General features: G+C 45.6%; 15 protein-coding genes and 1 riboswitch. Of the genes, 8 read left to right on the top strand and 7 right to left on the bottom strand.

Annotated features, from left to right (window positions below):
• Window positions 1-64: 64 nt before the first annotated feature.
• Window positions 65-538, bottom strand: a complete 474-nt coding sequence (locus tag F0251_RS10310; RefSeq protein ID WP_029405557.1) for a DUF2850 domain-containing protein — start codon at window positions 536-538, stop codon at window positions 65-67.
• Window positions 539-698: 160 nt separating this feature from the next.
• Between F0251_RS10310 and argA the strand changes: the two genes are divergently transcribed.
• Both argA and F0251_RS10300 read left to right on the top strand, forming a co-directional pair.
• A complete protein-coding gene (gene argA, locus F0251_RS10305) occupies window positions 699-2,036 on the top strand; it encodes an amino-acid N-acetyltransferase (RefSeq protein WP_019823870.1) in 1,338 nt (445 codons plus the stop codon).
• Between the two features lie 293 nt (window positions 2,037-2,329).
• The gene (locus F0251_RS10300) at window positions 2,330-2,521 is read left to right on the top strand and encodes a hypothetical protein (protein WP_008223046.1); all 192 of its coding nucleotides are present in this window, start codon (window positions 2,330-2,332) and stop codon (window positions 2,519-2,521) included.
• Window positions 2,522-2,573: 52 nt separating this feature from the next.
• Here the strand turns inward: F0251_RS10300 and recD are convergent, their stop codons facing one another.
• The 4 genes from recD to F0251_RS10280 form a co-directional block, all read right to left on the bottom strand.
• Window positions 2,574-4,784: an exodeoxyribonuclease V subunit alpha gene (gene recD / locus F0251_RS10295; RefSeq protein WP_019823872.1), complete on the bottom strand. Its 2,211-nt coding sequence runs from the start codon at window positions 4,782-4,784 to the stop codon at window positions 2,574-2,576.
• A complete protein-coding gene (gene recB, locus F0251_RS10290; protein WP_019823874.1) occupies window positions 4,784-8,458 on the bottom strand; it encodes an exodeoxyribonuclease V subunit beta in 3,675 nt (1,224 codons plus the stop codon). Before recB ends, recD begins: the two co-directional genes overlap by 1 nt.
• Window positions 8,459-8,851: 393 nt before the next feature.
• Complete coding sequence (gene recC, locus F0251_RS10285) at window positions 8,852-12,328, bottom strand: exodeoxyribonuclease V subunit gamma (protein ID WP_019823878.1); 3,477 nt, start codon at window positions 12,326-12,328, stop codon at window positions 8,852-8,854.
• A 127-nt stretch (window positions 12,329-12,455) separates the two neighbouring features.
• Window positions 12,456-13,406 carry a TDT family transporter gene (locus tag F0251_RS10280; RefSeq protein ID WP_029405558.1) on the bottom strand — a complete coding sequence of 317 codons (951 nt, stop codon included), beginning with the start codon at window positions 13,404-13,406 and terminating at the stop codon, window positions 12,456-12,458.
• A gap of 205 nt (window positions 13,407-13,611) precedes the next feature.
• Here F0251_RS10280 and F0251_RS10275 point away from each other — a divergent pair, with 205 nt between their 5' ends.
• From F0251_RS10275 to F0251_RS10255, 5 genes are all read left to right on the top strand, one after another.
• Complete coding sequence (locus F0251_RS10275) at window positions 13,612-14,508, top strand: LysR family transcriptional regulator (protein ID WP_171730924.1); 897 nt, start codon at window positions 13,612-13,614, stop codon at window positions 14,506-14,508.
• An 88-nt stretch (window positions 14,509-14,596) separates the two neighbouring features.
• Entirely contained in the window at window positions 14,597-14,890 is a 294-nt protein-coding gene (locus tag F0251_RS10270) for a YebG family protein (RefSeq protein WP_008223840.1), read from the top strand.
• 154 nt (window positions 14,891-15,044) lie between these two features.
• A riboswitch (Fluoride riboswitch) is annotated at window positions 15,045-15,128 on the top strand.
• A 193-nt stretch (window positions 15,129-15,321) separates the two neighbouring features.
• On the top strand, window positions 15,322-16,014 hold the full coding sequence (locus tag F0251_RS10265) for an iron-sulfur cluster assembly scaffold protein (protein WP_017071044.1): 693 nt from the start codon (window positions 15,322-15,324) through the stop codon (window positions 16,012-16,014).
• A 23-nt stretch (window positions 16,015-16,037) separates the two neighbouring features.
• A complete protein-coding gene (locus F0251_RS10260; protein WP_019823886.1) occupies window positions 16,038-17,027 on the top strand; it encodes a GGGtGRT protein in 990 nt (329 codons plus the stop codon).
• A gap of 200 nt (window positions 17,028-17,227) precedes the next feature.
• Window positions 17,228-17,869, top strand: coding sequence for a MarC family protein (locus tag F0251_RS10255; protein WP_004737591.1), 642 nt, complete (start codon window positions 17,228-17,230; stop codon window positions 17,867-17,869).
• A gap of 84 nt (window positions 17,870-17,953) precedes the next feature.
• Here F0251_RS10255 and ushA read toward each other — a convergent pair whose 3' ends face one another.
• Window positions 17,954-19,654, bottom strand: coding sequence for a bifunctional UDP-sugar hydrolase/5'-nucleotidase UshA (gene ushA, locus F0251_RS10250; RefSeq protein ID WP_019823889.1), 1,701 nt, complete (start codon window positions 19,652-19,654; stop codon window positions 17,954-17,956).
• A 504-nt stretch (window positions 19,655-20,158) separates the two neighbouring features.
• Between ushA and dapD the strand changes: the two genes are divergently transcribed.
• Entirely contained in the window at window positions 20,159-21,190 is a 1,032-nt protein-coding gene (dapD, locus tag F0251_RS10245; protein WP_019823891.1) for a 2,3,4,5-tetrahydropyridine-2,6-dicarboxylate N-succinyltransferase, read from the top strand.
• 111 nt (window positions 21,191-21,301) lie between these two features.
• Here the strand turns inward: dapD and F0251_RS10240 are convergent, their stop codons facing one another.
• Window positions 21,302-21,835 carry a DUF3332 domain-containing protein gene (locus tag F0251_RS10240; protein WP_019823893.1) on the bottom strand — a complete coding sequence of 178 codons (534 nt, stop codon included), beginning with the start codon at window positions 21,833-21,835 and terminating at the stop codon, window positions 21,302-21,304.
• Window positions 21,836-21,995 lie beyond the last annotated feature (160 nt).

Below are 21,995 nucleotides of genomic sequence, written 5' to 3'. Positions count from 1 at the left end.
TCGAGGATGACAAAAACGGTCCGATAACACAATCTTAGTTTGTAAGAGTTTACAAGAAGATAACCTATCGAACTGAGTGATCGATATGACCTTTAAGGCGAAATACTGGGTTGTAATGGCTCTCTGAATCCAGCGTCATTTCTGTGTTGTCAGAATTGGTCATACGGAAGCGGTACGTCTGCTCTCCCGCTTTATACTCGAAGTAGTTGCCATCGAATTCAAAACTGGTCGCGATAATCGATCCGGCAACAGACACTCCATTGGCATTCAACACAAACTCATCCGTCGCATAATGAGCCACATCTTGCTCAATCCAAGTACCATACAACAAATGATTTGGCGTTGCTGCATCTTGTAGCCGTGTGATGACATCACCAAATAGCGATACGACAGCAAACGAACCAACCAGAGCCAATACCATCAGGCAACGCTCTATGATCTTACGCTTCAATGGAGATTGGTTGCGCTGCTCAGCCTCACTGTAAAGGCCTTTGGTTATCTCATCGATTTTATTCTTTTGTGCGGAAGCTTGTGGCATTCGGTTACTACTCATGAAGATGCTGTGCGCATTCTACACTGAGACACTTTATATAATGAAGCTTAGATGAGAATAGTTTGCGCTTTATTCCAAAAAGGTGTTGTTTAAATTTGAATTTAAATGCTAAATTATCGAATAAATAAACAAATGGACTTGTTCTGTGAAATTAAGAAGTACAGCGCTAGTAAAAGGTTTCAGACAATCAACCCCTTACGTAAATGCTCACCGTGGCAAAACCATGGTCATTATGTTGGGAGGCGAAGCCGTTGCCGACAGGAACTTTGGTAACATTATTAGTGATATAGCCTTGCTCCACAGCCTTGGAGTAAAAATTGTTCTCGTTCACGGGGCAAGACCGCAGATCAACCAATTGCTCGCCAAGCAAGATTGCCATACGCCTTATCACAAGAATATTAGGGTCACTGATGAATATTCTTTGGGCGTCGCTATGCAGGCTGCTGGACAGCTTCAACTTGCCATCACTGCTCGACTTTCGATGAGTTTGAACAATACTCCGATGGCAGGCACTCAACTCAATGTGATGAGTGGTAACTTCATTACGGCACAGCCGCTAGGGGTTGATGATGGCACCGACTATTGCCATAGCGGACGTATTCGTCGAATCGATATCGAAGGGATTAATCGCACACTCGACCAAGGTTCTATCGTGTTGCTTGGCCCTATTGCCAGCTCCGTGACAGGCGAAAGCTTTAACCTACTCTCTGAAGAGGTCGCAACCCAAGTAGCAATTCGTTTAAAAGCCGACAAGCTCATTGGTTTCTGCTCTGAACAAGGGGTGACAGATCAAAACGGCAATGTGCTCGCCGAGCTCTTTCCTAAAGATGCTAAACAGATTCTTGCACGCTTAACCGAAGATCAGAATCCAGTTGAAGACATGAGCACCGGGACCATGCGCTTCCTAAAAGGAGCAATTTCCGCTTGTCGTGCAGGCGTGCCTCGTTGCCACTTAATCAGCTACAAAGTGGATGGCGCCCTGATCCAAGAGCTGTTCTCTTTCGATGGTATTGGAACCCAAGTAGTGATGGCGAGCGCCGAGCAAGTAAGACAAGCTCAGATCGACGACATTGGCGGCATCTTTGACCTCATTCGTCCACTTGAAGAACAAGGCATCTTAGTGCGCCGCTCTCGAGAACAGCTAGAGCAAGAGATCCACCGATTTACCATTATTGAAAAAGATGGGTTGATTATCGGTTGCGCAGCGCTTTACGCATACCCGGAAGATCATATGGCGGAGATGGCGTGCGTGGCTATTCATCCTGATTATCGTGATGGCAACCGCGGGCAAATATTACTGGACTACATGCGTCATCAATCGAAGTCTCGTGATATCGACCAAATTTTCGTTTTAACCACACATAGCCTGCATTGGTTCCGTGAACAAGGATTTTACGAGATCGGAGTTGATGAGCTACCGATGGAAAAACAGGGGCTGTACAACTATCAACGTAACTCAAAAATCTTAGCGTTAAATGTGTAAATAAAGTTTTGGACTAAAATCTCACTTCAAAGGAAAAATAATTGCAAATGTAATCGTTTTCTATATGAGATTTATTAGGTATGCACTTTAACTCACAAACAAAATTGTATAGAATTTGGTCGCTTTAACAAAATAACAAATGTTTTTATTGGAATGACCACATCGACCGCCCTATGACACAAATCATTTGAGCGAATCGAAGTGGTTACTGCACGGATTGCTATACCCGTTAATGATCAGCAGGCGATTGATGTCTGGTCGTTGATATAAACAGCAAAAAGAGCAACATTGATATGAGAACCATTGTTTGTAACTCGCTGCAAAGTTTTTGGGATATGGCTGATAACCAATTCTTAGAAGGGCTAGACGTACACTGCGTATTCCCTGTGAGCGAGAATCTAAAAGAGTTTATTTTGAATTGCCAAGCAAAATACAAGATAAACCACATATCGTTTACTCGAGCGTTTTTAGGCACTGATTCCTAGCACGCTCAAAGCAACCAGGGATGGTTGCTTTGTACATGTACCTCTATCACCTTTAGCTAGTTAAGCGGCTTCCTAAACCACTCACTCGCTCTGTTTTCACCTTAATTCCACGCTTTAATACGTTAGTATCACTGAACATCATCAGTCGTTTCTTCGCACGCGTAATACCTGTGTATATAAGCTCTCGCGTCAAAATTGGGCTGAAATCTGGCGGCAGGATCATTAAGGTCAGATCAAATTCACTGCCCTGCGATTTGTGAATCGTCATCGCATAAGCCGTTTCATGATCGGGCACTCGGCTTGGTAGCACCGCCTTTACGCTGCCATCGGGCAACTCAAAATAAACCTTCAATCTAGGTGCAGAGTCAGAGTGGCTTGAATCCGATTCAAGCATGCAGATACCAATATCACCATTGTATAAACCCAAGCCATGATCGTTACGCGTTACCATTACAGGTCGCCCGTGATACCACAATTCATCATTGTGTGGATTCACTAAACGCCTTGCGGCAAGCGCCCTCTCAATACGATGGTTGAGGCCTTTAACACCAAAATCGCCTTCACGAATAGAACACAGCAGTCGACATTGACTGAACAAATCGAGTACCGATTTGGCTCTCGCTTCTTGAGTTTCTAACTCTTCCAACGGTACATTCATTCGATTGAGATACGCACCATACTCATTAACCAAGGTACGCAGCATCAAGTTATAGCTATCGCTCGATAGAGGATGATTTTCGATATCGCCAAACCCTTTGGCAAACACTTGGTCTACTTGATTCGCAGAGCCGTTATTGATTGCTTTTGCCAACTGCCCAATACCTGAGCGCGCATCGAAACGGTAACTCTTCTGCAGCATACATAGGCTGTCAGCAATCGCCGGAGGATTAACGGCTCCCGCTTTTGCTTGTGGTGTCTTAGCTATCGCATCAAAGCCAGTCATCTCCGCAATCAAGTTGCCTTGCGCGCTGCTGTAACCTGTAGAGTTAAATGAACAGATATCACCTAAAACTGCACCGGCCTCAACGGAAGCCAGTTGGTCTTTATCCCCAAGCAGAATCAGCCTTGCGTGTCCAGGGAGCGCATCCACCAGCTTATACATCATCGATAAATCAACCATCGAAGCTTCATCCACTACCAATATATCAAGGTGAAGTGGATTGCGTCGGTTATGTCTAAATTCCGCTCGATTAGGAATCGCGCCGAGTAATCGATGTAAAGTACTCGATTCAGTCGGTATGTTGGCCTTCACTTCAGGCGCTAATGGTAACTGTTCAATCGCTTTACCGATCGATTCAGTTAAACGCGCCGCCGCTTTACCCGTTGGTGCCACGAGCTTTATCGTTGGCGTTTTACCTTGGCTTAGTGATTGCTCGACCATCGCTGACAGTAATTTGGTTACCGTGGTTGTTTTACCAGTACCCGGCCCACCAGAGATCACTGCAAAGCGACGACTTAGAGCTACTGCTGCTGCCACTTTTTGCCAGTTTAAACATGCCGATAGTGGTACCAAGCTGTCTAGAACATCTAAGTCCGTTACCTGCTTGGCTTGAACAATCGCTTGGTCAATTGCGCCCCAATTCAAAGATTGCTCATCGACAATATCAAGATGATCACACACCAACTGTTGGCGCAGTACCTGAGACGTCTGCTGATTTGTTTCAGCCTTGGCTAAGGCGTTAAACAGAAAGTGATAACTACGTGCGAAAAGCTGATTGAGTGTTTCCGTCAGCGCCTTTTTCTGTTCAATATTGAACTCTACCGGCTTACTTAAACGATTTAAGGTGTCAGCCAGCACAACTTCATAGTTCCAGTAACGCTGTAAGTAGACGCGCTGCCCATCAAACATCAGAGGCTTAACACAGTCATTAGTTGCGCCAACGAGGTTAGATGATTGCAAAACAGTCACCCAATCAATACCTAATAGCTTTTGATTCAATTGCAGCGCCGTTTCACCGTACAACCCAAGTAACTGGGCTATATCTGCCGTTTGTGCAGGGCCTATCGTATGCTGCTGTATAAGCTGAGTACAAATGTGTCCTTTGCCTAATTCATGGCTCACTACCCCAGCGAGAAAGCCGATCTCTTGAGAGTAACTCGTGGCTTGCTGAGCAATAAAACGGGCAAACTGATAATCCAACTGACGAATCGAACCCTTATCTGCAAGAAACTTGAGTACATCCATAAATTGCTCAGGAATAAGTGAAACTGGCTTCGTTGTGTTCGCTGTTTCTATGCTGGTATTAGTGGTCGTTGTTGTCATTATAAAAGCCCCATCTGTCCAGTTTCATCGTCATTCAATTGTGCTGAACGTCTGTCTATCACTTTACCGTCAATCAATTGATCCATTTCATCAAGTAACGCCAGTGTTGGTTTCGCCGAGAAAATACCTTGCTGAGATTGACCGTCCATTCCTCGTAAGAACAAGTAGTACACGCCGCCAAAATGTTGTTCGTAGCTGTAATTGGCAACACGACTACGCAAAAAACGGTGCAGCGCCAATGCATAGATCTGATATTGCAGATCATAACGGTGGTCAGCCATCGCCGATTTCAATGCCTCGCCATGGTAGACGGCAACATCATCACCTAAATGATTCGATTTCCAGTCAAGAACATAGTATTTACCTTGATGCTCGAACACCAAATCGATGAAGCCTTTCAGCATACCTTGCACGGTTTGAAAACCTAGGTCGCCCGCTTTGGCTGACAATGGATCATGATATTGAATGGTTTGATTCAACTCTGATGAGGCCAATACTTCAATTGGCAGTAAGAACTCCATCTCAACTAAGCGTTGTGTTGAGTCTTTCTCGCTTAGTTTTAAGTTCTTGCCGTCTAATGCGGTGTTCAGCACTGTATCGACCAGTTGCTGAAGCACAGGTAGCCACTCTAATTCATATTGCTCTGATTCTAATAAGTGAGTGATTACTTGCGTGTTATGTTCACTGGTTGCTGGCTCGGTAAATTCAACCTCCTCAAACAAGGTGTGCAAGAAAGTACCTGGGCGAGCACCACGAGGGAACGTAAAGATAGAGCGTTCAGGCTCAATCAACTCAGACTCATCCTGCTCATCAGCCGAATCAATATCAAAGCCAGACACCTCAATGGTCGCGTCATGACTCGCACCGTGACTGCCTTGCTTTACAAGCCCCGAATAACTGGTGATACGCCAAGCTCGGTCGATTGAAGCCTTGAGTTCATTAGCATGTAAGTCGTCACTCACTTGTTCTGTTTGTACAAAAACATGATCATGAGCGATAGGTGTTTCGGCTAACAGCACACTGGAGTTCTTGCCCTCAATGGCTGCAAGGGCCTGATGCAATTCGGCAATGCCTTGCTCTTGACCGTTTTGAACCAAATAGCCCATCGCACTCAAATGCACACCTGTCGGCTCTTTGGTTGAACGCCCTTTACGCAGTGGCGCCATACCAATAAAACAGCCATAAACCGCACGAGTCAGCGCTACATAAATCAAACGCAAGTCTTCCGCCAGTCGCTCTTTATCGGCTTGTGCTAAAGCACTGTCACTACCTGTAATATCCAGTACTGTGGTATCTGAATCATGGTCGTAGAATTTGCCTTCACTCGCTTCTCGGTAACTCGCAACAAATGGCAGGAATACTAGGTCATATTCCAAACCTTTCGACTTGTGAATGGTAACGATTTGAACCAAATTTCTTTCTGATTCAAGGCGTTGAATGTCGTCTTCACTGCCACCTAAACCATTTTTAGCATCCGAGATCGCTTCTGCTAGCCAACGTAGCAAGCCATAGTCACTGTCGAGCTCCTGCCTAGCTTGTTGCAACAGTTCGCCAATGTGCATCAAATCTGTGAGTGAGCGCTCACCATTTTCTTCTTCTAATAAGCGTTCCGCGAGATGGCGTTTGCTAATAACGCTACGCAGCATTGGTAATACGCCACGTTGCAGCCACAACTTACGATATTCTCGGAATTCGTTAACAACGTTTTCCCACACAACTTCATCGTTGTTAAGTTCATCCAATGATGCGGCATCCAAAGCAAACAACTCTGAGGCTAAACTAGCGCGCAACGCACGGTCGTTTTCAGGCGTCAACACCGCTTGCAGTAAGCGTTGAATATCTTGGGCGACTAAACTGGTGAACACGCTATCTCGGTTAGACAAGTACACGCTAGCGATGCCTTGTTCGGATAACGCGTTCTTAATCAGACGACCTTCACTACCGGTTCGAACCAAGACAGCAATATCACCCGCATTCACGGCATGTTGTTTTTTGCCGTTATCAAAATAGGCTTGCTGGTTTTGAGAAGCGGTCAGAATGGTTTGAATTTGACTCGCTGTCGCTTCTGCCATTGCCTTGTGATATTCACCTTTCGGCAATGGCTTGTCTTCAGCCTCTTGCAGCCAAAAGGTCAGTGCATGTTGAGTCTGGCCATTCATCACCCATTGGCGCTTGTCAGCAGATGGACTGGCAGCAACGGGCAAAAATGGAATGTCTTGATCGTAGATAAACGGGCTATCCGAATTCATAAACACTTGGTTTACTGCGCTGACCATATCTGCACTCGAACGCCAGTTAGTCCCTAACGTATAGTGAGCACTAACTTGGTTTCTTGCCTTAATGTAGGTAAAGATATCCGCGCCACGGAAACCGTAGATAGCCTGCTTCGGGTCACCGATCATAAACAGACCACACTGCGGGTTATCGAGGTAGATTCGGCTAAAAATACTGTACTGCAGCGGATCGGTATCTTGGAATTCATCGATCATCGCCACTGGGTATAAGGTGCGAATTCTTTCCACCAGCAATGACTGCTCATCGACATCGATCGACGCAGATAACTGAGTCAGTAGATCATCAAATGATAACCACTGCTTCTGCTGTTTTGCCTTGGCTAGCATAGTTCGACAATGAGTAATCGCATGCGCTAATAACGGAGCTTTCAAGTCAGCCGGGTGATTTAAGAAATCCTCAATCGCTTCGAAAACTGCATGCTGAGGTGCGGTACCTTTCGGTGTTTTTTCGATTAACGTAGCTTGAGAGAACTTTTCTAACTTGTCTGGATATTGATAATCATGAGTGTCGCTCTGCGCCCATGCTGTCACCGCTTCTAACCATGTCGGCAGAGACTTCTTGGTGTAGCTACGTTTGTTCACATCCGAAGCAGAGATCAAAGCCAAAAAGTCCGCTTCAGACTCACACCACAGCGCTTTAAGTTGCTTCACTTTATCTAGGTTTTGGTTGTGCAGAGTTTGCAAATCCCCCGACATCGCGTCGACGGTTAGCTTCAATGGAGAGCCCGTCAGATAACGATTGACGTCTGCTAATAATGCAGCCGGTGAACCCCAGATATTACGAACCTCACCAGCCAGTTGAATAGGTAACGGGTAAAACTGCTTACGCCAGTAGTCGGCTACCACTTGCGCTTTAAGATGGCTTTCATCAGTCACAAACTCATTATCAAAGCGGCTGCCAGACTCGAAGGCATTTTGAGTCAACATACGCTGACAGAAGCCGTGAATGGTGTATACCGCGGCTTCGTCCATTTGCCTTTCGGCATTGAGCAGTGTTTTCGCAGCGCCAGCGTGGTCTTCGATTGCTTGCAGCAAAGGAGCAATCACTGGGTCATCACTTTGCCCACGAGCAAACGCAATGCGCGCATCATGGATTCGAGCACGGATACGATCTCGTAGCTCTGCGGTTGCCGCTTCGGTAAAAGTCACGACCAGGATTTGATCTACAGTGAGCGGCTCGTGATGTCGGGTAGCTTCCGCGAGCTCACCTTGTGGTGCTGCCGTGCCGTGTCCGAGCAGTAGGCGTAAGTACAAGCCAGCGATGGTAAATGTTTTACCTGTACCCGCCGATGCTTCAATTAAACGCGCACCATGAAGTGGAAACGTCATGGTGTTGAGTGTTTGTGGAGCAATTACCTGAACACTGCTTGTGGTCGTCATGCCTTACTGCCTTCTGATAAATATGTTGTTACAAATGTGACCTAGCGTGGAAAACGTCATTCAATTTACGTCCTACGCTGATTTGTTAATAGTTAGTGCGATCTCTCTCACGGATCAATTCGGATCGCCTCGCTACTATGCGCCCACGAGTCCAGGAGCGCGATTCGAGTTTTATACTCATTGCCTACTTAGAACCACAGAATAATGGTCCCTCTGACCTGTGGCCGTACAGCGAACGCCCTACACTAATAATGATTTACTGGCGGCCACTTTATTTCCTGTACCTTGCTTCCTTTCTCCAGGAAAGCAGACACTCCAAACGCTTACCAGCGACTCTCTTCTGCCATTCATTAATTCAGCGAACCCGCGATTGATCTTGTCGATCACAGCCACTTACTCCTGATCTTCCAGATCGGCAGCCGCCAACCTTGCCGCCTGTAACACAAGCGTCGAATACATTCGCGACTCAGCAGCCAGCTCATCGTCCCATTTAGGCCAAATACGCGAGATGTAGGTATCTCGACCCTCGCCAGTGAAAGCGAAGCTGTCATTAAAAGTATCGGCCATTTTCTTAAGTGACTTCTCTTCATCATCGACCCATTTACCACGGCTAAAGCCCGCTTCAACGCCGGCCAATGCGGTTTTCGGGAAGTAAGGCAGTGGTGCAGTCATACCTTGATAAAACAGTCGTACTAACTCCGCCAACAAACTCTTCGCCTGCTGCGCATCAACAATCGATTGTAACGTTTGGTGAACCACGCCTTCTTTTCTGTCGTAGCCAATAATATGAGTCGTTTTGCCCTGCCCCATCACTGCGCAACACAAGTGATCGATCCACGCGGCCAAGTAATCTTGAGAGCGTATTTTGCCACTACGAAAACGCACCAAACCCGATTGATAGTTTTGAGTAAGCCAGCCCATCAAACGAACAGGTTTTCCTTCACCTAGCACGTCAAATTCAATATTTACCTCAAGATCTTGCTGTGGCGAGCCGCTCACGAATCGAATCTCTTTGGCTAAGTCTTCTGCTTGAACACGGTTGGTTTCAAACTCGATATCACCAAAAGCACCAACCGGTAATCGACCTTGGGCTTTTTGCTCAGAAACAAACAAGCGAACCGCTTCATCTGCTCCTTCCGGGTGATCCAACAGTACCTGCAGCAGCGCATCTTTAAGCTGGAAGCTTTCTAAGCCATTAAGCACGAACGGCTCGTCGTCTTCCATTACCGGAAGCGGTGGCTCAAACACTACCTTTAGGCGACGATTAAAGAAGTATTGCACTGGCAAGCGCCAGAAACGCTGTAGCTCAACCAAATCGAGTTCTAACGGATAAGTCGCACCAAGCAAATAGTCATCCAAAGCGCGATTGAATTCACCACTGCGCTCACCAGAACGGTTAGCTGCAGGAAGCCACTCTTTGGCGTAGCTCAATACATGGCTTTCATCACCTTGTGTAAAAGCTGCCGGGCTGAACGGAGTCATGGTGTGCTCAAAGCTGATCGCTTGAGTCAGATTGATACCAGAATCATCACTTGGTAACGCTTGATCTGCACTTAGGCAGTAGTTCTGGTGGCAGTACTCAATCAACTCAGAAACCAATACCGACGGTACTCGCTCAGTATTATCTTGAATCGAGCGGCCGACATAACTGATGTATAAACACTCTTGCGCCGACAACATCGCCTCTAAGAATAGGTAACGGTCATCATCACGACGAGAACGGTCACCGGGACGAGTGCGTCCGTTCATTAGGTCAAAACCTTCTGGCGGCATTGAGCGTGGGTAAACACCGTCATTCATGCCTAACAGACAAACAGTTTTGAACGGGATGGAACGCATCGGCATCAGGGTACAGAAGTTCACTTGCCCCGCTAAGAAACGCTGACTGATACGCGCGCCCGACAGTTTATTATTCAAGTACTGATAGATAATGCTTGGCGATAGCTCTTGTTCGTACAAGGCATCATCAAGCTGTTCATTGAGTTGAGAAAGTGCATCACGAATCGACTTAAGCACCACCTCGCCTTCTAGCTCAACGGCGAAGAAATCATCAATCATTTGCAGCAAGGTTTCACGCCACATATCGATGGATTGCGTCTCAGCAAGGCGTTGACGGTAATGGGCAATACGATCAATAAAGTGCGCTAACTTACCAGCAAGTTCGGCGTTAATGCCTTGAACTTCGTTATAAGCAGCAATCGGAGAGTGTTCAGTTTCAAACAAACCTGCAGAATCCGACATCGCATAACCTAAGAGCATGCGCTGAATACCAAATAGCCAAGTATTTTGCTCGGTTGCAGGTAGATCAAATTCCGTTGCGGTAGAAGAGTCAACACCCCAACGGATACCCGCTTCTTCAACCCACTGCTTAGCTTGTTCAAATTGAAATTCATCAATACCGAAGCGTGCCATCATCGCTGGGATTTCTAATAGCTCTAGAAGTTCAGAAGCTAGACAACGCGTGTTCGGTAGCGCGACCAACTGCATGAACGCGGTCAGAATTGGGCTCTCTTGATCTGCGGTTCTATCCGAGATCGAGTAAGGGATATAACGCTCACCTGGAGCATTACCAAATACCGCCTGAATAGCAGGGCTGTAAGCATTGATGTCTGCCACCATAACGATGATGTTGCGTGGCTTTAATGTTGGGTCAGCGTCAAACATTGCTAACAACTGATCATGAAGAACTTCAACCTCGCGCATTGGGCTGTGACAAGCGTGTACCGTCAACGAACGATCGCCCAGCTCAACCACTTGTTTATGGTTGCTGGAGTCTAAGATGTGATCGTCTTGGTGCTCTTCTAACTCAAGAATATCGGCTTGCAGTTGATGCAGCAGGCTGTCTCTCTCGACATCAATAAAGAACTCATGCTCTTCGCTGTCTGATTGAGACAGCAAGAACAGGTTATCTCTGCCCAGTTTACCCATAGACGCCAGTAAGCTATTACCGACCGCTTGACTGGTATGCAGTTCGTCTTCAATATTGGATTCAATGCCATCTTTTAATGGTGAGACTTCGCCTTCTAGCTGAGGTAAACCATCAACCAAAGCAAACTGCTTACGACGCTGCGCTTCCACTCTCGCCAAGTATTTACGGTCACGAATATCGCCCCAGTAATGTTGGCAAGGGTTGGTAAACATCAGGTGGACATCAATCTGTTCGCCAAGCGCTTTCAAGGCATCCATGTAGCGAGGAGGCAGTGACGAAATACCAAACACAAACAGACGTTTCGGCAGGTGTTGTAATTGGCCTTGTTGATTAGCTAACGCTTCAATGAAATCGTGATACAAATTACCACGGTGATATTTCGATTGGCCTTGAGAGAGCGTTTGCTCGTAGAGTGCCTTCCACAAAATCGGCTGCCAAGGGTGCTCTTGTTGCCCTTCACTATCAATCAATTCTGCAACGGGTTCTCCCGCTTCCCACATCGCCATCCACTCAGGGCGATATACCAAGTAACCATCGAAGATATCGGCAATTTTCTCGGCTAATTGATACAACTTAGAGCCGTCTTCGTCGTTTTCAAGATAGCGCTGTAGGGGTAAGAAATCAGGGTGGTCAAGCTTTGCAGGTAGCAAACTCATTAGCTTCCACGTCATCGCTTCTTTGTTAAAAGCACTGCGTTTCGGTACGTCAGGAAGCACTTGGGTAAACATATCCCAAATGAAGGTTGCTGGAAGAGGAAAATCGATATTTGCTGCTACACCAAACTCTTTGGCGAGTTCCATCTTAAGCCATTGAGACATACCCGGGCTCTGAACCAAGATCTGCTCTTTTTCGAAAGGATTGGCTAAAGGGTCACTTTTGATTAAGTGAACGAGAAGAATTTTTAAAGTATCAACTTTATTGGAATGGTAAACAGTAAACAAAGTGCACTCACGCTAATCTTGCCACAATATACTGCCAGATTAGCATAAGTGCTGAGTTTGGATGAGGAATATAAGCTTATGAAATACCGAAAGCTTAAGGTCCGTTTATCTTTTGAACTATTGCCCTTTACAATCTGCCCGCTACCGCACTTAAAACACGATGAGGTTTGTAGTTCATGTAGTAACGAACAGCGACATAACCTACCACCAACGTCGCAACAATCAGCTCTAAATAAGCTAGGTTAAACACTTGGTTAATGTAATGCGCTTCAATACCTTGTGCTTGCATCCACGCAGCCAATTTAAACAAGGCTGTTGCACCAATCACAATTGGGAAGGTAAACGCTGCATAGCCAGGGCTGAATGGCAGACGAAGTAGTTTGAAAAACGCCATATAGATAATGAACGTCATCAACACTGCAATACCAAATAACAAACCAATGATCACTGGTGAAGGGCTTGCTGTCACTGTTAGGTATCCCGCCAAAGATAGGCTTGCTGGTGCTGCCATAATCGCAATGGTTGGTTTTGCTGCATCTGGCACTTCGTGAGAGAAGATCAAACGGTAAACCATCAGTGGTAGCATCACAGCATAAACCAATAAGCCGAATACCAAAGTCGCGTTCGCTACAGGCTCTAAAACTGGATTACCCGAGAAAGATACGTCTGCCACAATGATACCGATTGGCGGTACGAACCAGCTTGGCACCATATGGTGAATCTCAAAGTTTTTAGCTCTGTGGTACAAAAAGCTCACTAAGAAGATAACGTGTAGAGCAACCGCTGCAAGCCACATCGCTTCTTGTAAAAATTGAGAAATCGGCGCTAAAGATGCTGACACCACCATGCTGCCCATCGCAAATGTTGGTACTACACTACCCACTACAGGGTGAGCAAGATCTTCACGCAATAAATGACCATGAATCAAAAATTTCACAGCTAAAACAAGAAGTAATACCGCCGCGATACCCGCACTGGTCCACTGCACTAAACCAGGAGTGTGTAAAATACCTTGTGCGACTAAAACGCCATCCCAGCACCAGCCTAAACTTGCGATTGCTAGTGCTAACCCTGCCATGGGTGTTGGAGCTCCTGTTAATCTATATTTAATACGTTGAATCATGTGAGCCTCTCTTGAACTTAATTCACAAAACTTGTGAACTCATCAGCTTGTTGAAGCCATAATACGCTTGCACTTCGTTAAGTTATATCCAATTATATATAACAAGCGTTCATCAATACTGAACAACCAATTCCACCAGCAGCGTAAAAGTAGGAACCTGATGGCTAATATCTCAATCAAACAGCTCAAAGTGTTTGTCACCATTACCCAGCATTCGACACTTACCGCCGCATCGGAAGCTCTGTTTCTCTCTAAAGCCGCGGTTAGCATGGCACTCGGTGAAATGGAAAAACAGCTAGGGCACTCTCTATTTGACCGGGTCAACAACCGATTAATTCTCAATCAAGAAGGACATAAACTGCTTCCCTTGGCTGATGAGATTCTTCACCGGGCAGCAGGCATCGATGTTCTGTTCCGTGACGACCAGCCCTTAAGTGGCAATCTCAAGGTTGGCGCGAGTGACACGATCGGTAATCAGGTTGCGCCTTTTATTTTGTCTGGCTTTCGAGAAAAAACTCAGCACCAAGACCAGAGTTTGTTCATCTCAAACAGTGCCCTGATCTGTCAAAAGTTGGTGGATTATGAACTGGATATCGCGTTAATTGAAGGAAAAACACTCCAACCGGAGTTGATCTCTAGCCAGTTTAGTAGCGATGAAATGTGTATTATCGTTAGTAATCAACATCCTTTAGTGGCAAAAGACAAAATCGCGTTGCGAGATTTAGAAGACAGCCATTGGATATTGCGCGAATCCGGTTCAGGAACGCGTGAGTTTTTCCTACGAGCCGTCGCACCACGCATCGAGCATTGGTATGAGTCTTTTGAGCTCAACACCACAGAAGCAATCATCAACTCTGTTTCTGCCGGTCTTGGCTTTGCCTGTTTGTCTCGTTTAGCTGCTCAGCGAGCGATCGATTCAGGCCGTGTAAAAGCGCTTAATGTGCCACTTGATATGAAACGTCGGTTCTGGATGCTGGTCCACAAAGACAAGTACCAAAGCCCATTGCTGAAATCTTTCATGAGTTATTGTGAAGACTGGGCGACACATCAAGATTGAGGCCGCATAGTTCGGGCTCCAACTGGACTTTTAACATCAGAAACTGTATAAAAAGCCAGTAAAATTTATCAAACTTAGAGGATTAACCATGGCTGTTATCGTCAAGTACGTGGTGGAACGCAACGGAGAAGAGAAAATGACTTTTACCTCTAAAGCCGAAGCTGACGCATACGACAAAATGCTGGATATGGCTGATGAGCTTTTTGAACTGTTAGGCAAAAGCGATTTAGTTGAAGATGAAGGCAAGCAAGAAGAACTTGCAATGTACCTAGCGAAGAACAAAGAAGAAGTTCTTTACGCATTAGGTGCGAAGCGTAAGCCAGCTCCGAAAAAAGCGAAGAAGCTTGAAGCTGTTGAAGACGCAGAAGAAGATGCGGCTTAACTAGCTGAAGTTTTCTAAAAAACGCCAATGACACCTCTAATCAGAGTCAGTTATTGGCGTTTTTTTATACTTATCGAAATATAATGATGCTTGTTTATAGTCGAAATCGCTCTAAACATTCGCTTGCACAAAAGTGTGATAAAGATCTAATCTATAGCCATCAGGTGATGGGGTTCCACCTAAGCTTTTGCTTCAACCGCCCGTTCTTTTGAACCGTGCTAATGACTCCTACAGAATCGAAAACAGGTAATACTGTTGGATGTATCGCTACTCCTCCACTTTGAAATGGGCTGCGTCTATTAGGACCAAATCCCATGACTCCTTTGGATTATCGATACTCAAGATCTGTAGTGAACTAGCCGCACCTCTTCCAACACGTCCTGTTTTCTCAACGCCCTAGGTCAATACGACTTTATTAGTGAGAAAACAATATGCATTACTCTTCAGAAATTCAATCCATGTGCCCTATTCAAAGGGGTGATCTTCACAACTCGGCTCCAATTCCAGTTGAAGGCGCCATGGTTAGTCCAAAAGATGTCATCGCTATTTCTGGCTTAAGCCATGGCGTAGGCACTTGTGCACCACAACAAGGTGCAGCCAAACTGACTCTTAACGTAAAAAACGGCATCATCGAAGAAGCACTCATCGAAACGATTGGTTGTTCAGGTATGACACAATCAGCTGCGATGGCCGCTGAAATTCTTACCGGAAAAACCATTCTAGAAGCACTCAATACTGACCTGGTATGTGACGCGATTAACGTCGCGATGCGCGAGATCTTCCTGCAGTTTGTTTACGGTCGAACCCAGTCTGCTTTCTCTGAAGGTGGCCTAGAGATCGGCGCAGCATTAGAAGACTTAGGTCAAACACAGCGCAGCCAAGTAGGCACCAGCTACTCAACCGCAGCAAAAGGCGTTCGTTACCTAGAGCTTGCAGAAGGTTACGTAACCAAGCTAGCACTTGATGATCACAGCGAAGTGATTGGCTACGAGTATCTCAACCTCGGCAAAATGATGAAGGCGATTAATCAAGGCGTGCCAGCCAATGAAGCGGCCGACCTTGCGACAGGGACTTATGGTCGCTTCGACGAAGCCGTGACCACCATTAACCCACGCCAACAATAATTTTGCCAATTAAGAGGAAAGATATGATGAACACTCAATTTAATGAATCAGTAACTCGCGCATTGGCAGAAATGAACTTCGACTCTTTGGCGCAAGCAGAGCAATACTGTAAAGCACACAATGTAGACCCAAAAACGTTGGTGATGGACACTCAACCAATTGCTTTTGAAAGCGCAGCCGATGCATACACCTTAGGCACAGCTATGGCTCTATTCCGTAAAGCAAGCAACGCTGAACAAGCAGCGAATATCATTGGTGAAGGCCTCCAAGCATTCACAAAACCCGGTAGTGTCGCTGAGCAACGTCAAGTAGGTATTGGTCATGGTGCGCTTGCTGCTCGTCTTCTGAATGAAGAGAGTCATTGCTTTGCTTTTCTTGCAGGTCACGAGTCTTTTGCTGCCGCTGAGGGCGCAATTAAAATCGCACTGAACGTCAATAAATCACGTAAAAATCCATTAAAAGTTATCCTAAATGGTTTAGGTAAAGATGCGGCGTACTTAATCTCACGCATCAATGGCTTCACTTACGTGCGCACTCAATACGACTACCAAACCGGTGAACTCGTTGAAACAGAACGTCGCCGTTTCTCAAATGGCCCTCGCGGAGAGATCTTGTGTTACGGCGCTGATGATGTTCGTGAAGGGGTAGCAATCATGCACAGAGAAGAGGTGGATGTGAGCATTACGGGTAATTCAACCAACCCAACACGCTTCCAACATCCTGTTGCGGGTATCTACAAAGCAGAGCGTACTCGCCAAGGTCTGCCTTACTTCTCAGTTGCTTCAGGCGGTGGTACAGGTCGTACATTGCACCCAGACAACGTAGCGGCAGGCCCTGCGTCTTACGGCATGACAGATACCATGGGTAGAATGCACGCAGACGCTCAGTTTGCAGGTAGCTCTTCAGTTCCTGCTCACGTTGCTATGATGGGTTTCATTGGCATGGGTAACAACCCAATGGTCGGTGCTACGGTTGCACTGGCTGTCGCGGTAAGCGAATCTCAAAACGCATAATGATAGAAGTGATTGTCAGCATTTAGCGCCTCAAGCCGAGGCGTTAGTTGAAAAATCGACACCAACACACAATCAAAACTCTACTCCCATCACTAAAACTATACAGCCAGCCCTATGCTGGCTGTTTTTTATTCATACTTGCTCTAGTATCTATTCTTATTCAATATGTGTATTTAACTGCATCTTTTTAAAGGAATAATATGAAAGAGCTCATCATTCATACCATCACCGTGTTCATGGGCTTTTTCGCCATCATGAACCCTATCGCTAACACACCGATCTTTCTTGGTTTAACAGGCGACAACGACAGGGAGACAGTTAAGTCAATCGCGTTCCGCTCAGTGTTTATCGCATTCATTATCGTCAGTACGTTTGCCATTTCAGGTAAACTGATTTTTGACCTTTTTGGTATCACGCTTTATGCCCTGCGCATCACAGGCGGTATTTTGGTCTTCTTGATTGGCTTTCACATGCTTCAAGGTGAATCAACACACTCGAAGGCGAAAGAGAAGGTTAACTCAGATGCCCAACAAGACGCGGCGCTAAGTATCGCAGTATCACCACTGGCCATGCCGATACTGGCAGGTCCGGGGACAATTGCCACCGCGATGAACTTTGCTAGCACCGAGGGCATCTATGAAACCGTCATCACCATCATCGCGTTTGGTCTGTTGTGTACCTTAACTTACGTATTGTTTGTGTTTGGCGAACGCTTCGTGAAAGCGGTAGGGCCAAGCGCACTGAACGTGATTACTCGAATGATGGGTTTGATACTGGCTGTTATCGGTATGCAGATGTTGATTGAAGGTATCGAGCAAGCTCATAAAGCACTGTTTGTCTAGCCTCTAACTCCACTAAGTTTTATACAAAAATAGCCAGCGATTCGCTGGCTATTTTCTTTGTCGTTTTTGTTTATGAGTTATAAATTAGCTAGCAGGACAACCTTTCACTTCCAAGCCATTACTCATATAGATTAACTTACCAGCTTCTGGCGCATAATCTGCAGCTGTTATATTAGGATGCTTCACAAAGAATTCACGAAGTACAAAGGCATCCGCCAGCTGCGTCGATTCAACATCAATTACCGGATAATCATCACCACCAGCTGCACTAAAGCTGATCACAGAAAAGGTATAAGTATCAGTTAAGCTGAAACCTTTATTGTTAATGTCACGTATGGTCACATCACTCGAGTCGCAATTTACAGTCAAGCTAATATTATCCAGTTGAGCATAAGCGCCAGAACCTGCCGTCATCGTAGCAACAACGTCTAAATACTCTTTTACTTCAGCTCCTGTCATCGTAGCTTTAGTTACGAAATTACCAAAAGGTTGAACCGTCAACACATCACGATACGTCACATCGCCCACTTGAATCGAATCACGTACACCACCAGAATTCATCACGCCGAAATCAGCATTCACTAAGTCGTAAGTTCGGTAAGCGTGGCCTAATAAGTGACCAAGGTTAGTCTGCTCAGAGCGAACCACATTACGATCACCTTCAAGCTTCGCATCTGTATTTGAGATCACTTCATCAAGCAACTCTTGGCCTTGTTGCTGATACGCAGAAAGCGTCGCAATCACTGTTAAGTCTGGTTCAATCTCAGTTTGGATAAACTGATAATCACCATTTTCGTCTTTCTCTTTCAAGTTCACAGGAACCAGATCGTACTTCGCTAAATGCAGTTTGCCTTCATAAAACTCAAAGTCAGCTCGACCTACATACTTGCCCCATTCATGTGCTTGCATGATGTAAGTCCCATTCTGCTGATCTGGCTTACAATCATCTCCCGGATTAAAGTCTGCGTATTCATTACCTTCCATACAAACTGGGTTTTGGGAGTGCCCGCCAATAATGGCATCTAATTGCCCTTCCTCCAGTGAACGAGCAAGTAACACATCACCAGGAGCTTCACTACCATGTTGACCATCAGCGTAGTGCCCCATATGCGTAGTAGCAAAAATCAGGTCAACCGTTTCATTGGCCTCGATTTCTTTTATGGCTTTTTTGATTTCTACTTGCGGGTCCGCAAAATGAATCGTCGCGACATTATCAGGGTTAACCAATTTCGCCGTATCTTTGGTTGTCAGGCCAATAACAGCTATTTTTAACCCATTAATAGTGAATACTTTGTATGGAGAGAAAAGGCGTTCATCAGTAACTGTGTCTCCATCTTTGATATAAATATTCGCCGCTAGCATTGGGAAATCAGCCAGTTCAGCCTGCATCTCTAGCACATCTAAGCTGTTGTCGAACTCATGATTACCTAATGCCATTGCGTCGTAACCAAGAAGGTTCATACCAACAAAATCCGGTACTGCGTTCTGCATGTCAGACTCAGGCACACCTGTATTAATATCACCACCAGACAATAGAATGGTTTCACCACCGTTTTGGGTGACTTCAGCACGAATGCTATCGATCAAAGTCTTGCGAGCAGCCATTCCGTACTCACCCTTACTGTTCTCCCAAAAACGACCGTGGTTATCGTTGGTATGTAAAACAGTAAACTTGGTACAAGAAGCAGCAGTGTCACATGTCACTGCGGTATCATTGCTGTCCGAGCCACAGCCAACCATCGCTACGCCGATAGAGAGCACCAGTAAAGACTTAGTAAAATTCATAGAAGATCCTTTATTAATCGTTTTAATGTCGTTATGGCTGGAAATATACTTAATTAATATAGGGTTATAGTGATCTTCATCTTAATTACGCAGCTGAAAACTTGAGTATTTACTCGGACTGTAGGCACAAGCGATTAATCAACAGAAGTCGAATAATTCTGATAATAAACATAGATTTATAAAGGAAGTGTGACTCATCCTATTGATATAGCTAACAACAAGGTGGGTTAGGTATGAGTAGCGAATATGGAAATCAAATTATGCTGCATAGTTTAATTAAACACTGCAACATTAAGAACGTGGTGTGATATCCGGATAATGAAAACTATCGCTAAAAAGACAAGCAATATCATTTTACAGACTTTATCCCGATGCGCCCTTTCATAACGAGGGCGCTCTCTTTATGATGAACGCAATTAAATTAACTTTGCTAACGACGGCGCTCGTTATTCGAGCCACTGTTATGAAATAGCAAATTCAAGACTCAACACATGGAGATTCAACATGGCTTTCTTTTCACTAGCCTTCGGTACGGCAACCAAAAACCGCGACAATAAAATCATTGAAGCGTTCTTCCCTAGCCCACTTCTAAACCCAAGCGACGCTCTAGTAGCGGCTGTTGGTGAAGTAGCAGGTTACACTGAAGGCAACCAAGCTATCGAAATCTCTGCTGCACAAAGCGCAGAACTAGCGAAAGCATTCGCAGCAAACGACGATGCAGCAAACGCATCTTTCGCAGAAAAAGCAGCAGCATCTGATCAACCATTGGTTCTTGTTGTTCTTGCGACTGACGAGAAGCCAGCATCTGTTGCTGAAGGCTTCCTAAAGCTACAACTTATCTCTAACCGCCTAGTTCAACCACACGGTACGGTACTAGACGGCATCTTCGGTCTACTGCACAACATCGCATGGACAAACGAAGGCCCAATCGACCTACCTGAGCTGGCTGAGCGTCAAATCGAAGCTCGCCTTGCAGGTCGCGCTTTGTCTGTAGATTGCGTAGACAAGTTCCCTAAAATGGTGGATTACGTGGTACCAACAGGTATTCGTATTGCTGATACTTCTCGTGTTCGTCTTGGCGCACATGTGGGTGAAGGTACAACGGTAATGCACGAAGGTTTCATCAACTTCAACGCGGGTACAACAGGCGTAAGCATGGTTGAAGGTCGTATCTCTGCAGGTGTTGTTGTAGGTAACGGTTCAGACATCGGTGGCGGCGCTTCTATCATGGGTACTCTGTCTGGTGGCGGTACTATGGTTATCTCTATCGGCGAAAACTGCCTACTAGGCGCAAACGCAGGTCTTGGCTTCCCAATGGGCGACCGCTGCACTGTTGAGTCTGGTCTATATGTAACGGCTGGTACAAAAGTTCGCATGCTAGATAAAGAAGGCAACGAGGTAGAAATCATTAAAGCTCGCGACCTAGCTGGTGTTTCTGATCTGCTGTTCCGTCGCAACTCGATCACAGGTCAAATTGAGTGTCTAGCGAACAAGTCTGCTGTTGAGCTGAACAGCGAGCTACACAGCAACAACTAATCTAAGCGCTAGATGCTAGATGCTAGATGCTAGATGCTAGATGCTAGAAAATACGAAGCCGCTGGGGTTAAATCCAGCGGCTTTTCTTTTATCTATAGATAATGAAAGACGTTACACTTTCTCTGCGGCTAACTGCTCTAGAGCCTGGATAGAGGTTTCAGATACCAATGTGCCATCCATGTAGTAGCTGACCTTATCGCCATCGCGAACACCCAGTAGTACTGCTTTCTGACCATCGTTGTAAGTGATATCCATGCGAATCGTGTTTTCATCGATTTGCTGCATTTCACCCCATTCGATCTGGCGATTGTTGAAGCCTAGTGGTGCTTCTTTTAGTGAATCGTCTAGACTGTCATTCACATCGATCATGGTATCGACTTTGCTATCGAAGATGTGAGGCGCACCAGTAAGTGGGTTTTTACCAGCCCAGAATTCAATCGAGTTAAATACAATGTAATCGGCTGCGGTTGTTAGTGCGTAAACCGGAGCAAGCAAGAAGTTGACGCCCGCACGAGCGTAACGGTTATCCACTACCTCGACGTTAAACTTCATTAATTTCCCGGTCACAGCGTTACTACCTACACACCCAGCTAACGACATGACAATCGCTGCCACTGCAACGGCTTTTGTGATTGTTGTTTTCATAGTTCCCTCTTATGCCACGATGATTGATTCAGTTTTTGCACAGACGAACGAATATTACTCTGCGTAAAAACAGACATTATTCGCCTAACAAATTGATTCCATAACATTTAGCGTAGTGGAGATTTTTAGAACAGCAAACTGCAAACCTCAATTTATCACT

The sequence above is a fragment of the Vibrio sp. 070316B genome (genome assembly GCF_013114115.1).
Lineage (GTDB): Bacteria > Pseudomonadota > Gammaproteobacteria > Enterobacterales > Vibrionaceae > Vibrio > Vibrio chagasii_B.
The sequence above is the reverse complement of the archived record's forward strand: the minus strand, read 5'-3'. Positions and strand labels throughout refer to the sequence as shown.

What these genes read in the sequence shown, in the direction of transcription:
- F0251_RS10310 (WP_029405557.1), bottom strand. Translation starts at nt 538, where the DNA reads ATGCCACAAGCTTCCGCACAAAAGAATAAAATCGATGAGATAACCAAA.
- F0251_RS10300 (WP_008223046.1), top strand. Translation starts at nt 2,330, where the DNA reads ATGAGAACCATTGTTTGTAACTCGCTGCAAAGTTTTTGGGATATGGCT.
- recD (WP_019823872.1), bottom strand. Translation starts at nt 4,784, where the DNA reads ATGACAACAACGACCACTAATACCAGCATAGAAACAGCGAACACAACG.
- recB (WP_019823874.1), bottom strand. Translation starts at nt 8,458, where the DNA reads ATGACGACCACAAGCAGTGTTCAGGTAATTGCTCCACAAACACTCAAC.
- F0251_RS10280 (WP_029405558.1), bottom strand. Translation starts at nt 13,406, where the DNA reads ATGGCAGGGTTAGCACTAGCAATCGCAAGTTTAGGCTGGTGCTGGGAT.
- F0251_RS10275 (WP_171730924.1), top strand. Translation starts at nt 13,612, where the DNA reads ATGGCTAATATCTCAATCAAACAGCTCAAAGTGTTTGTCACCATTACC.
- F0251_RS10270 (WP_008223840.1), top strand. Translation starts at nt 14,597, where the DNA reads ATGGCTGTTATCGTCAAGTACGTGGTGGAACGCAACGGAGAAGAGAAA.
- F0251_RS10265 (WP_017071044.1), top strand. Translation starts at nt 15,322, where the DNA reads ATGCATTACTCTTCAGAAATTCAATCCATGTGCCCTATTCAAAGGGGT.
- F0251_RS10260 (WP_019823886.1), top strand. Translation starts at nt 16,038, where the DNA reads ATGATGAACACTCAATTTAATGAATCAGTAACTCGCGCATTGGCAGAA.
- F0251_RS10255 (WP_004737591.1), top strand. Translation starts at nt 17,228, where the DNA reads ATGAAAGAGCTCATCATTCATACCATCACCGTGTTCATGGGCTTTTTC.
- ushA (WP_019823889.1), bottom strand. Translation starts at nt 19,654, where the DNA reads ATGAATTTTACTAAGTCTTTACTGGTGCTCTCTATCGGCGTAGCGATG.
- dapD (WP_019823891.1), top strand. Translation starts at nt 20,159, where the DNA reads ATGGCTTTCTTTTCACTAGCCTTCGGTACGGCAACCAAAAACCGCGAC.
- F0251_RS10240 (WP_019823893.1), bottom strand. Translation starts at nt 21,835, where the DNA reads ATGAAAACAACAATCACAAAAGCCGTTGCAGTGGCAGCGATTGTCATG.